Annotated in this window: 12 protein-coding genes and 1 pseudogene; 10 read left to right on the forward strand and 3 right to left on the reverse strand. The window is 62.2% G+C overall.

Annotation, left to right across the window (positions count from 1 at the left end):
* From AB6804_RS15910 to AB6804_RS15920, 3 genes and pseudogenes are all read right to left on the reverse strand, one after another.
* Window positions 1–128, reverse strand: a pseudogene (locus AB6804_RS15910) (2-methylcitrate synthase); the annotation flags it as partial.
* Between the two features lie 103 nt (window positions 129–231).
* Window positions 232–1,242, reverse strand: a complete 1,011-nt coding sequence (locus AB6804_RS15915; RefSeq protein ID WP_370887245.1) for a CoA ester lyase — start codon at window positions 1,240–1,242, stop codon at window positions 232–234.
* 170 nt (window positions 1,243–1,412) lie between these two features.
* Complete coding sequence (locus AB6804_RS15920) at window positions 1,413–2,399, reverse strand: malate dehydrogenase (protein WP_370887246.1); 987 nt, start codon at window positions 2,397–2,399, stop codon at window positions 1,413–1,415.
* A 576-nt stretch (window positions 2,400–2,975) separates the two neighbouring features.
* Between AB6804_RS15920 and AB6804_RS15925 the strand changes: the two genes are divergently transcribed.
* The 10 genes from AB6804_RS15925 (at window position 2,976) to leuB (ending at window position 12,530) form a co-directional block, all read left to right on the forward strand.
* Complete coding sequence (locus AB6804_RS15925; RefSeq protein ID WP_370887247.1) at window positions 2,976–3,767, forward strand: GntR family transcriptional regulator; 792 nt, start codon at window positions 2,976–2,978, stop codon at window positions 3,765–3,767.
* Window positions 3,768–3,942: 175 nt separating this feature from the next.
* Window positions 3,943–4,353, forward strand: a complete 411-nt coding sequence (gene sdhC, locus AB6804_RS15930) for a succinate dehydrogenase, cytochrome b556 subunit (RefSeq protein ID WP_035968885.1) — start codon at window positions 3,943–3,945, stop codon at window positions 4,351–4,353.
* A gap of 2 nt (window positions 4,354–4,355) precedes the next feature.
* Window positions 4,356–4,724, forward strand: a complete 369-nt coding sequence (gene sdhD / locus AB6804_RS15935; RefSeq protein WP_035968882.1) for a succinate dehydrogenase, hydrophobic membrane anchor protein — start codon at window positions 4,356–4,358, stop codon at window positions 4,722–4,724.
* Between the two features lie 5 nt (window positions 4,725–4,729).
* On the forward strand, window positions 4,730–6,505 hold the full coding sequence (gene sdhA / locus AB6804_RS15940; protein ID WP_370887248.1) for a succinate dehydrogenase flavoprotein subunit: 1,776 nt from the start codon (window positions 4,730–4,732) through the stop codon (window positions 6,503–6,505).
* 16 nt (window positions 6,506–6,521) lie between these two features.
* On the forward strand, window positions 6,522–7,226 hold the full coding sequence (locus AB6804_RS15945; RefSeq protein ID WP_370887249.1) for a succinate dehydrogenase iron-sulfur subunit: 705 nt from the start codon (window positions 6,522–6,524) through the stop codon (window positions 7,224–7,226).
* 1 nt (window position 7,227) lies between these two features.
* On the forward strand, window positions 7,228–7,521 hold the full coding sequence (locus AB6804_RS15950) for a succinate dehydrogenase assembly factor 2 (RefSeq protein ID WP_370887250.1): 294 nt from the start codon (window positions 7,228–7,230) through the stop codon (window positions 7,519–7,521).
* 156 nt (window positions 7,522–7,677) lie between these two features.
* Window positions 7,678–8,979, forward strand: coding sequence for a citrate synthase (gene gltA / locus AB6804_RS15955; RefSeq protein WP_035968876.1), 1,302 nt, complete (start codon window positions 7,678–7,680; stop codon window positions 8,977–8,979).
* A 381-nt stretch (window positions 8,980–9,360) separates the two neighbouring features.
* Window positions 9,361–10,770: a 3-isopropylmalate dehydratase large subunit gene (gene leuC, locus AB6804_RS15960; RefSeq protein ID WP_035968873.1), complete on the forward strand. Its 1,410-nt coding sequence runs from the start codon at window positions 9,361–9,363 to the stop codon at window positions 10,768–10,770.
* Between the two features lie 24 nt (window positions 10,771–10,794).
* A complete protein-coding gene (gene leuD, locus AB6804_RS15965; RefSeq protein WP_370887251.1) occupies window positions 10,795–11,445 on the forward strand; it encodes a 3-isopropylmalate dehydratase small subunit in 651 nt (216 codons plus the stop codon).
* Between the two features lie 17 nt (window positions 11,446–11,462).
* Window positions 11,463–12,530, forward strand: a complete 1,068-nt coding sequence (gene leuB, locus AB6804_RS15970; protein WP_370887252.1) for a 3-isopropylmalate dehydrogenase — start codon at window positions 11,463–11,465, stop codon at window positions 12,528–12,530.
* Window positions 12,531–12,657: the final 127 nt, after the last annotated feature.

A 12,657-nucleotide genomic window follows, 5' to 3' on the forward strand; every position in this document is an offset into this window, starting at 1 on the left:
TCGTTGCCGGTCTTGCCGACCGTGCACAGCGCGGTATTGCCCGCCGTCACGCCGGACAGCGCGACGGATTTCTTCGGCTTGAAACCACCCGCTGCTGCGGGCGCGTCGGTCGTTGCGGTATCGCTCATTGCTTCAAGTCTCCTGTGAACGCTCGTGCAGCAGCGTCGTCTCTTTTGCTTGAAAGGCGCGCCGGGTATTCGGCCCGTACGCGGCGTAACGAAACCTTTGCATTCAAGCCGCGCTTCCCGTCGATGCCGCTGCGAACAGCGGGGCGCATTCGTCGGGGATCGCGTGGCCGGTCGCTTGCGCGCGGCGCAGCACGGACCAGTAATAGCGATAGCTCGCGCGATCGTGGAGCGTGTCGCCGTGGCGCGTCGGACCCCACTGCGCGCGTTGCGCGGCCAGCAGAATTTCGGCGGCGAGCGCGATCTCGTCGGCGCGCGGCGAAAAGGCATCGACGATGGGCCGGATCTGCGACGGATGAATGCTCCACATGCGCGTATAGCCGAACTCATTGCGGGCGCGGGCGGCATCGTTCGCGACGACGCTCATGTCCCGCACTTCCGTCGACACGTTATGCGAGGGCGCCTTGCCATGCGCGTGACATGCGGCCGCGATTTCCAGCTTCGCGCGACGCACGAGCGGATGCTCGAACTGGCCGGGCGAGCGCATGGCGGTATCGGGAATGGCGCCGTTGTGCGCCGACACGAAGTCCATCAGGCCGAAACTCAGCGATTCGACGCCGGGCAGCGCGGCCAGCTCGAAGACTTCCGCGAGTGCGCCGTGCGTTTCGATCAGCAGATGACACGGAATGGATTGCGCGATGCCGAACTCACTGCGCGATGCCTCGATGAACGCGATCATCTCGGCGGCGTCGAACACGCTGCGTATTTTCGGCAGCATCACGAAGGCGGGCGCTTTCTTCGCCTGGCGAAGGATGATGCGTACGTCGTCCCGCCACGCGCGATGATGAAAGTCATGGATGCGAACGCCGACGCGCCCGAAACGGTCATTCTCGCCGCCGACGAACGACGCCACCATCTCCGCATGTCCGGCTTCGTGGCCGACCTGCGCGCCGTCCTCGCAATCGAGCGTGATGTCGAACACCGGCCCGAGTTCGGCCTGCAGCGCGAGCGACTTCCGGATCAGCTTTTCGCTGCCGGCATAGTGGTCGCAGGGCGGCAGGACGGCGGGCTGCGGCTCGCCGTCGAACAGCACTTCTGCGGGTGTGAGAGCGGGCATTGTCGGCGTCGGCTCCGATTAAAAAGAGAGTTCGATGCTGCTCGTGCTTCTGATTCGGACGCGCTCGAAGGCTTGCTGGCTTTCGTTCAAGCGCGATCGGATCAGCCGCGAACGCCGCGAAGCGTTCGCGCTGACGGGAACCGCGAAGGCTCCCGATGATGCCGTGCTGCTTACTTGCCCAGGAGATGCGCCACGCCGTCGCGCTCTTCGAGCAGTTCGTTCAGCGTGCCGTCCATCTTCTCGCGCGAGAACGCGTCGATTTCCAGGCCTTCGACGCGCTTGTACTCGCCGTTTTCACACGTGACCGGGACGCCGTAGACGATGTCTTCCGGAATGCCATACGAGCCGTCCGACGGAATGCCCATCGTGACCCACTTGCCGTTGGTGCCGAGCACCCAGTCACGCACGTGATCGATGGCCGCGTTAGCCGCCGATGCCGCCGACGACAGGCCGCGCGCTTCGATGATCGCCGCGCCGCGCTTGGCGACGGTCGGGATGAACGTGTTGCGGTTCCATTCGTCGTCGTTGATCAGCTTCGTGAGGCTTTCGCCTTCGGCGGTTGCGAAGCGGAAATCGGGGTACATCGTCGGCGAGTGATTGCCCCACACGACGAGCTTTTCGATCGACGCGACCGGCTTGCCCGACTTGGCCGCCAGTTGCGACAGCGCGCGGTTGTGGTCCAGGCGCAGCATGGCGGTGAAGTTCTTCTTCGGCAGATCCGGCGCCGACTTCATCGCGATATAGGCGTTCGTGTTCGCCGGGTTGCCGACGACCAGCACCTTCACGTCGCGGCTCGCGACATCGTTCAGCGCGCGGCCCTGAACCGTGAAGATTTCGGCGTTCGCCGACAGCAGGTCCTTGCGTTCCATGCCCTTCGAACGCGGACGCGCACCGACCAGCAACGCGATGTCGGCGTCCTTGAACGCGACCTTGGGATCGTCCGTGACGACCACGCCCGCGAGCAGCGGGAATGCGCAGTCTTCCAGTTCCATCACGACGCCCTTCACGGCGGCTTGCGCTTGCGGCAGATCGAGCAACTGAAGGATCACGGGCTGGTCTTTGCCGAGCAGATCGCCATTGGCGATACGGAACAGCAGCGAGTAGCCGATTTGACCTGCGGCGCCGGTTACGGCAACGCGCTTTGCGGACTTAGCCATTGAAACTCTCCTGACGGTGCGTGGAACGCTAGGGAAAAACGCTATTTTATGCGCGTTACGCGAAGCGTTGATGAAGACATGCCGGCGATGCCGCAGCGCTCTCCGATAGCGGCGCAACGCATGGCTCCGCATGAAAGCGTGACGGCATGGCTGTCATGCCATGAATCCTTCTTCGAGCGAGAGGCTGCGCGGCGTGACGTGAGGAAACGGCGATTCGCTAGAGTCTGACGGACAAGCGCCCATTCGAGACGGCGCTGGACGTTGCGAGGCGGTAGGCAGGCAGCGGCGCGCGAATCGATTGGCCGATCGGCGTGAGGCGAAAGCGAAAGGGCGTGCCTGGCGGTTGGCGGCGCTGCCCGCGATGTGCCGAACGCACCGTTCACCGGCGAAATGCGCCGATTGAACCGGTCCAAACGAACTTCTCACGGACTGCGCGGCGACCCGCAAACCCTTGCTCGCCAAGGAGTGTAGGATTGGTCGGAGGCAAAGTCAACAGTATCTTATGTCTTATATAAGACATAGGATCATGCGTGAAATTGTGGACGCGCGGCAGCCCTTTGTGTTGAAATGCGCGGCATGAATTCCAACGCGGCAAATCCGGCGAGCACTACCTCACCCAACGGCAACGCACAGTCGGCCGAGGGCGCGCCGTCGCCGACGTTCAGTCCGCTGTATCAGCAGATCAAGGCGCTAATTACGCAGGGTCTCGAATCGGGCGAGTGGAAGCCGGGCGAGCTCATCCCCAGCGAAGTGGAGCTGGCCGCGCGCTATAAGGTGAGCCAGGGCACCGTCCGCAAGGCCATCGACGAACTCGCCGCCGACAATCTTCTCGTGCGCCGTCAAGGCAAGGGCACGTTCGTTGCGACGCATAGCGAAGATCGCGTGCAGTTTCGCTTTCTGCGCCTTCTGCCCGACGACGGCGACGTTCATCCCCACGTAAGCCGCCTGCTCGAATGCCGGCGCCTGCGTGCGCCCGCCGAAATCGCGCGTCAGCTCGATCTCAAACCCGCCGATCCCGTGGTGCTCATCAAGCGCCTGCTGCAGTTCGACGGCGAAACGACCGTGTTCGACGAAATCTGGCTGCCGGGCGCGGTTTTCCGCGGACTGACGGCCGAGCGGCTTGCCGATTACAAAGGGCCGCTGTACGCGATGTTCGAAACGGAGTTCGGCACGCGCATGATCCGGGCGTCGGAGAAGATTCGCGCGGTGGCGGCGGACGAGCCGGTCGCGCAATTGCTGCAAGTGCAGCCGGGTTTCCCGCTTCTTTCGGTCGAACGGATCTCGTACACGTACGGCGATCGCCCGGTCGAAGTGCGGCGCGGCTGGTATGTGACGACCGGCTACTACTACCAGAACGACTTGAGTTGACCGAATGAACAGACGCGGCGGGCATCGGCCGGGCAGTCCGCGAAGCATCGACAAAGCATTCACGTTCGCCATTCTCACGCGTGCAGCAATAGTCTCTTGGGCGGGTTTTCCCTGCAGCGTGAAATAAAAAGGCGCTAAAATCGCGGGTTAGTGTAATAACAAGTTGGGGTCTAGCATGGCTGAAGCCGTAAAAAAACCAAGGCCCGAGTACCGGAACATCGGGCTTGGACAGATTGCGAAATATCGCTTGCCGCTAGCAGGGAAGGTCTCCATCCTGCACCGTATCAGCGGCTTGCTGCTCTTCGTTGCACTGCCGTTCCTTCTCTATCTGCTCGATCAGAGTCTGACGTCGGAAATTAGTTTCGACGCATTCAAAGGCTTCCTCGCTCACCCCATCGTCAAAATCATCACGCTCGTGCTGTCCTGGGCGTATCTGCATCACTTCTGCGCAGGCATCCGCTTTCTCGTGCTCGACACGCACGTCGCCGTGAACAAGGAAGGCGGCCGTCAGACGGCGCTTGCCGTGCTCGTCGTGTCGCTGCTGCTGACGCTCGTCGTCGCCCTGAAACTTTTCGGAGCCTTCTAAACATGGGTACCCAGAACCGAGTCGGCTCCAAGCGCCTCGTCGTCGGCGCGCATTACGGCCTGGGCGACTGGCTCGCCCAGCGCGTGACCGCAATCGTCGTTGCCGTGTACACCCTCGTCCTGCTCGTGCTGTTCTTCGGCGCGCACAGCTTCTCCTATGAAGGCTGGGCGTCGATCTTCGCGATGCAGTGGATGAAGCTCGCCACTTTCGTAGCCTTGCTTTCGCTCTTCTATCACGCGTATGTCGGCGTGCGCGACATCTGGATGGATTACGTGAAGCCGGTTGGCTTGCGCCTGTTCCTGACGGTGCTGACCGTGCTCTGGCTCATCGGATGCGCCGGCTACGCTGCACAGATTCTCTGGAGAGTTTAAAGAATATGGCTGCAATCAAGACTTCCCTGCCGCGTCGCCGTTTCGACGTGGTCATCGTCGGCGCGGGCGGATCGGGCATGCGCGCATCGCTGCAACTCGCCCGTGCGGGCCTGTCGGTCGCGGTGCTGTCGAAGGTGTTCCCGACGCGCTCGCACACGGTCGCGGCGCAAGGCGGCATCGGCGCATCGCTCGGCAACATGAGCGAAGACAACTGGCACTATCACTTCTACGACACGATCAAGGGTTCCGACTGGCTCGGCGACCAGGACGCGATCGAGTTCATGTGCCGTGAAGCGCCGAACGCGGTTTACGAACTCGAACACATGGGCATGCCGTTCGACCGCAATGCGGACGGCACCATTTATCAGCGCCCGTTCGGCGGCCACACGGCGAACTACGGCGAGAAGCCGGTGCAGCGCGCCTGCGCGGCAGCCGACCGTACCGGCCACGCGCTGCTGCACACGCTGTATCAGCAGAACGTCGCAGCCAAGACGCACTTCTTCGTCGAATGGATGGCGCTGGACCTGATACGCGACGCCGACGGCGACGTGCTCGGCGTGACCGCGCTCGAGATGGAAACCGGCGAAGTCTATATCCTCGAAGGCAAGACCACGCTGTTCGCCACGGGCGGCGCGGGGCGCATCTTCGCGGCATCGACGAATGCGTTCATCAACACGGGCGACGGCCTCGGCATGGCGGCGCGTTCGGGCATCGCTTTGCAGGACATGGAGTTCTGGCAGTTCCACCCGACCGGCGTGGCCGGCGCGGGCGTGCTGATCACCGAAGGCGTGCGCGGCGAAGGCGGCATTCTGCGTAACTGGAACGGTGACCGCTTCATGGAACGCTATGCGCCGACGCTGAAGGATCTGGCGCCGCGCGACTTCGTTTCGCGTTCGATGGACCAGGAAATCAAGGAAGGGCGCGGCGTGGGTCCGAACAAGGATCACGTGCTGCTCGACCTGTCGCACATCGGCGCCGAGACGATCATGAAGCGTCTGCCGTCGATTCGCGAGATCGCGCTGAAGTTCGCGAACGTGGACTGCATCAAGGAGCCGATTCCGGTTGTTCCGACCATCCATTATCAGATGGGCGGGATTCCGACGAACATGCACGGTCAGGTCGTCGGCACGGCGAACGGCTACAACGAGCCGGTGAACGGCTTCTACGCGGTGGGCGAATGCTCGTGCGTTTCGGTGCACGGCGCGAACCGCCTCGGCACGAACTCGCTGCTGGACCTGGTGGTATTCGGCCGCGCGGCCGGCAATCACATCATCAAGTACGCGAAGGAAGCGCGGGAGCACAAGCCGCTGCCGGCCGACGCCGCCGATTTCGCGCTCGAGCGCCTCGCCGTGCTGGAAAAGTCGACCTCGGGCGAATACACGCAGAACATCGCGAACGACATCCGCTCGACGATGCAGGCGCATGCCGGCGTGTTCCGCACCTCCAAGCTGCTGTCGGAAGGCGTGGACAAGGTCGCGGAACTGGCCGAGCGCGTGAAGCACGTGCATCTGAAGGACAAATCGAAGGTGTTCAACACCGCGAAGGTCGAAGCGCTGGAACTGGCGAACCTGATCGAAGTCGCCCGCGCGACGATGGTCTCGGCGGAAGCACGCAAGGAAAGCCGTGGCGCGCACGCGCACAGCGACTACGAGCATCGCGACGACGACAAATGGATGCGCCATACGCTGTGGTTCAGCGAAGGCAATCGCCTCGACTACAAGCCGGTTCAGATGAAGCCGCTGACCGTCGAATCGGTGCCGCCGAAGGCGCGCACCTTCTAAGGGCAAGGGAATCGAAATGGCAAAACGAATTTTTGAAGTCTACCGCTACGATCCGGACAAGGACGCGGCCCCGCGCATGCAACGTTACGAGCTCGAAATCGACTCGCACGAACGCATGCTGCTGGACGCATTGGTGAAGCTGAAGGCGCTGGACGAAACCTTGTCGTTCCGCCGTTCGTGCCGCGAAGGCGTGTGCGGTTCGGACGCAATGAACATCAACGGCAAGAACGGCCTCGCGTGCCTGACGAACCTGAACGACCTGCCGGAGCGCATCGTGCTGCGTCCGCTGCCGGGCCTGCCGGTTGTGCGTGACCTGATCTGCGACTTCACGCAGTTCTTCAACCAGTATCACTCGATCAAGCCGTACCTGATCAACGACACGCCGCCGCCCGAGAAGGAGCGTCTGCAGTCGCCCGTCGAGCGCGACGAGCTGGACGGCCTGTACGAGTGCATTCTGTGCGCCAGCTGCTCGACGTCGTGCCCGAGCTTCTGGTGGAATCCGGACAAATTCGTCGGACCGGCGGGCTTGCTGCAAGCCTATCGTTTTATCGCGGACAGCCGCGATGAAGCGACGGGCGAACGCCTCGACAATCTGGAAGATCCGTATCGTCTGTTCCGCTGCCACACGATCATGAACTGCGTCGACGTGTGCCCGAAGGGGCTCAATCCGACGAAGGCGATCGGCAAGATCAAGGAATTGATGGTGCGCCGGGCTGTCTGAAATGGACAATGCGATGGTCGACCAGCAAGACAGCGCTCACCAGTCCGACCCTCTTCGCCGTGCGCGCCTCCGGTGGCGTGCACGGCGCGGCCTGCTGGAAAACGATCTGATCTTCGAGCGTTTTTTCAGCCGATATGAGCATGACCTCAGTGACGCCGACGTGGCCGCTTTGACCCGCCTGCTGGAGCTGAGCGACAACGAACTGATGGACCTGCTGCTCGCGCGGACCGAACCGGAAGGCGAGCTTGCCACGCCGGACGTGATTCGCCTGATTCAGATCCTGCGTTCCGTGTGATTTCGGCAGAGATCCGCGGAGTTTTGCACAATGCGCCGTGAGTCCGCGCGCCAAGCGGTTGAGAGCGGACAGCGGTCGATCGTGCAGTCCTGCCGCGCAGCTTCCGTCGTGCAAATTATCGAAAACCTGTATCCATACTTCGATTGAGGATGTGCTATGACCCCGTCAGATGTTAAAGCCACGCTATCGTTCAGCGACAACTCGCCGAGCGTTGAAATGCCGATCTACAAGGGCACGATGGGCCCCGACGTGATCGACATCCGCAAGCTGTACGGTCAGACCGGCAAGTTCACGTATGACCCGGGCTTCATGTCGACGGCGGCGTGCAATTCGGCGATCACCTACATCGACGGCGACAAGGGCGAGCTGCTGTATCGCGGCTACCCGATCGAGCAGTTGGCCGTGAACGCCGACTTCCTCGAAACGTGCTACTTGCTGCTGAAGGGCGAACTGCCCACGGCTGCGCAGAAAGAGGAATTCGTGGACACGGTCACGCGTCACACGATGGTGCACGAGCAGATGCACTTCTTCTTCCGCGGCTTCCGTCGCGACGCGCATCCGATGGCCGTCCTGGTGGCGGCGGTCGGCGCGCTGTCCGCGTTCTACCACGACTCGCTGAACATCAACGATCCGCGTCACCGCGAAGTCTCGGCAATCCGCATGATTGCGAAGCTGCCGACGCTCGTCGCGATGGCGTACAAGTTCAGCATCGGCCAGCCGTTCGTGTATCCGCGCAACGAGCTGTCGTACAGCGCGAACTTCATGCACATGATGTTTGCGAACCCGTGCGAAGAGTACAAGGTCAACGACGTGCTCGTGCGCGCGCTCGACCGCATCCTGATTCTGCACGCGGATCACGAGCAGAACGCGTCGACGTCGACGGTGCGTCTGGCCGGTTCGTCGGGTGCGAATCCGTTCGCGTGTATCGCAGCGGGTATCGCGTGTCTGTGGGGCCCGGCGCACGGCGGCGCGAACGAAGCCGCGCTCAACATGCTGGAAGAGATCGGCTCCGTCGACAACATTCCTGAGTTCATCAAGCAGGTGAAGGACAAGAACTCGGGCGTGAAGCTGATGGGCTTCGGTCACCGCGTGTACAAGAACTACGATCCGCGTGCGAAGCTGATGCGCGAAACCTGCCACGAAGTGCTGAACGAACTGGGCCTGCACGACGACCCGCTGTTCAAGCTCGCGATGGAACTGGAAAAGATCGCGCTGGAAGACGAATACTTCGTGTCGCGCAAGCTGTACCCGAACGTCGACTTCTACTCGGGCATCGTGCAGCGCGCGCTGGGCATCCCGACGTCGATGTTCACGTGCATCTTCGCGATGGCGCGTACGGTGGGCTGGATTGCGCAGTGGAACGAGATGATCGCTGATCCCGAGCAAAAGATCGGCCGTCCGCGCCAGTTGTTCATCGGCCACACGCCGCGTGAAGTGAAGCCGCTCGACAAGCGGTAAGTCGGTTAGTTGGAGCGATATTCGAAAAAGCCCCGGCGGGCGACTGCCGGGGCTTTTTTGCGTCTGGCGGGAGTTCAGCGGTGCGGCGCAAGAAGCGTATTCTCGAGCGGCTGGCCCGTGAGCGAACCTGGGCGAGCCATAAGCGCTTGCATACAGTCGCACCGTAGCTTGCGGTGGCCGCGACGGTGCGGACGGCCGCGACGGTGCGCTTCCGAATCAAGCAGGTAGTCCCAATCCAGGTATCGCCACCACTACGATAACCCACTGAATTTGCACGCTTTTTTCGTTTAGCCTAGTACCACGCGCCGTGATGGAAGTGGCATAATCGTCCAACAGGCCGCACCCCATAACACCCCGCAGTCACCTACGAAAGCGCTCACCATGTCCCAGACTCTCTACGACAAGTTGTGGAACACGCACGTTATCCACACGGAAGAGGACGGCACCTCGATCCTCTATATCGATCGTCATCTGCTGCACGAGGTCACGAGCCCGCAAGCGTTCGAAGGTCTGAAGCTGGCCGAGCGCCCGGTGTGGCGCATCAGCGCGAATCTCGCCGTGTCCGACCACAACGTGCCGACGACCGACCGCTCGCACGGCATCGCCGATCCCGTTTCGAAGCTGCAAGTCGACACGCTCGACGCCAATTGCGATGCATTCGGCATCACGCAGTTCAAGATGAACGACCTGCGTCAGGGCATCGTGCACATCATCGGGCCGGAGCAGGGCGCGACGCTGCCCGGCATGACGATCGTCTGCGGCGATTCGCATACGTCGACGCACGGCGCGTTCGGCGCGCTTGCGCATGGCATCGGCACGTCGGAAGTCGAGCACGTCCTCGCCACCCAGACGCTGCTGCAAAAGAAGAGCAAGAACATGCTCGTCAAGGTCGAAGGTCAGTTGCCGCGCGGCTGCACGGCGAAAGACATCGTGCTCGCAGTCATCGGCAAGATCGGCACGGCGGGCGGCACGGGCTATGCAATCGAATTCGGCGGCTCGACCATTCGGTCGCTGACGATGGAAGGCCGCATGACCGTCTGCAATATGGCGATCGAAGCGGGCGCGCGCGCGGGCATGGTGGCCGTCGACGATACCACCATCAACTACCTGAAGGACCGTCCGTATTCGCCGCAGGGCGTCGAATGGGATCAGGCGGTCGAATACTGGCGTCAGTTCAAATCGGACGATGGCGCGCAGTTCGATCGCGTCGTCGAGATCAACGCGGCCGAAATCGTGCCGCAAGTGACGTGGGGCACATCGCCGGAAATGGTGACGTCCATCGACGGCCGCGTACCCGATCCCGAGCGTGAAAAAGACCCCGTCAAACGCGACGCGATGGAGCGCGCGCTCACTTACATGGCGCTGCAGCCGAATACGCCAATCGAATCCATCAGGCCGGACAAGATCTTCATCGGTTCCTGCACGAACGCGCGCATCGAAGACCTGCGCGCGGCGGCGTATGTCGTCAAGTCGCTCGGCAAGCGCGTCGCGCCGAATGTGCGGCTCGCGATGGTCGTGCCGGGTTCGGGTCTCGTGAAGGCTCAGGCCGAACGCGAAGGTCTCGACAAGATTTTCACGAACGCCGGTTTCGAATGGCGCGAGCCGGGTTGCTCGATGTGTCTCGCGATGAACGCCGACCGCCTCGATGCAGGCGAGCGCTGCGCGTCGACGTCGAACCGCAATTTCGAAGGGCGTCAGGGCGCGGGCGGCCGCACGCATCTCGTCAGCCCGGCGATGGCTGCCGCCGCCGCGATCGAAGGCCATTTCGTCGACGTGCGCAAGCTCGCGTGATCAATCGGGACACTGAGAAAGACCATGGAAAAATTCATCGTTCATAGCGGGCTCGTGGCGCCGCTGGATCGCGAGAACGTCGACACGGACGCGATCATCCCCAAGCAGTTCCTGAAGTCGATCAAGCGCACGGGCTTCGGCCCGAATGCGTTCGACGAATGGCGCTATCTGGATGTCGGCGAACCCGGCCAGGACAACAGCAAGCGTCCGCTCAATCCGGATTTCGTGCTGAATCAGTCGCGCTATCAGGGCGCGTCGATCTTGCTGACGCGCAAGAATTTCGGCTGCGGCAGCTCGCGCGAGCACGCGCCGTGGGCGCTGGATCAATACGGCTTTCGGGCGATCATCGCGCCGAGCTTCGCGGACATTTTCTATAACAACTGCTTCAAGAACGGCTTGCTGCCGGTCGTGTTGTCGGAGCAGCAGGTCGACAAGCTCTTCAACGAAACGTATGCGTTCGTCGGCTTCAAGCTGACGATCGATCTGGAAGCGCAAGTCGTGCGAACCGGCGACGGCACCGAGTACGCGTTCGATGTCCCCGGCTTCCGCAAATTCTGCCTGCTGAACGGTTTCGACGATATCGGCCTCACGCTGCGTCACGCCGACAAGATCAAGGCGTTCGAAGCGGAGCGGCTCGCGAAGCAGCCGTGGTTGAACAATCGCTTGATCGGATAAATCAAAGGAAGAGACAGATGAAAATCGCAGTGTTGCCCGGCGACGGGATCGGCCCCGAAATCATGGCCGAAGCGGTCAAAGTGCTGAACGCGCTCGGCGAAAAGTTCGAGCTGGAAGAAGCGCCCGTCGGCGGCGCGGGGTATGAAGCACATGGCCATCCGCTGCCGGAATCGACGCTCAAGCTGGCGAAAGAAGCCGATGCGATCCTTTTCGGCGCCGTCGGCGACTGGAAATACGACAAGCTCGAACGCGCGCTGCGTCCCGAGCAGGCCATCCTCGGGCTGCGCAAGCATCTGCAACTGTTCGCGAACTTCCGTCCGGCGATCTGCTATCCGCAATTGACGGCCGCGTCGTCGCTGAAGCCGGAAATCGTGTCGGGTCTCGACATCCTCATCGTGCGCGAACTGAACGGCGACATCTACTTCGGCCAGCCGCGCGGTGTGCGTCAAGCGCCGGACGGTCCGTTCGAAGGCGCGCGCGAAGGCTTCGACACGATGCGCTATTCGGAGCCGGAAGTGCGCCGCATCGCGCATGTCGCGTTCGCCGCCGCGCAGAAGCGCCAGAAGAAGCTGACGAGCGTGGACAAGGCCAACGTGCTGGAAACTTCGCAACTCTGGCGCGACACGATGATCGACGTCGCCAAGGAATATCCGGAAGTCGAGCTGTCGCACATGTACGTCGATAACGCGGCGATGCAGCTCGTCAAAGCGCCGAAAGCCTTCGACGTGGTCGTTACCGGCAACATGTTCGGCGACATTCTCTCGGACGAAGCCGCGATGCTGACCGGCTCGATCGGCATGCTGCCGTCGGCGTCGCTCGACAAGAACAACAAGGGCTTGTACGAGCCGTCGCACGGCTCCGCGCCGGACATCGCGGGCAAGGGCGTGGCGAATCCGCTCGCGACCATCCTGTCGGCGGCAATGATGCTTCGCTATTCGCTCGGCAAAGCGGAACAGGCGGATCGCATTGAAAGCGCGGTGAAGAAGGTGCTGGAGCAGGGCTACCGCACCGGCGACATCGCGACGCAAGACGGCAAGACTGTCGGCACTAAGGAAATGGGCGCCGCAGTGCTGGCTGCGCTTTGAACGGTCGATAAAACGATCGGCCGTTTCTTTTCGAAGCGGCCGATCCGGTAGCATTGACGCGTCGTTCGAATCGATCCACGGCGCGCGCCGCAACCGCGGACCAACGCGCCGCAGATCGTGTATATTG

It is taken from the genome of Caballeronia sp. RCC_10, from assembly GCF_041360715.1.
GTDB classification, from domain to species: Bacteria; Pseudomonadota; Gammaproteobacteria; order Burkholderiales; family Burkholderiaceae; genus Caballeronia; species Caballeronia grimmiae.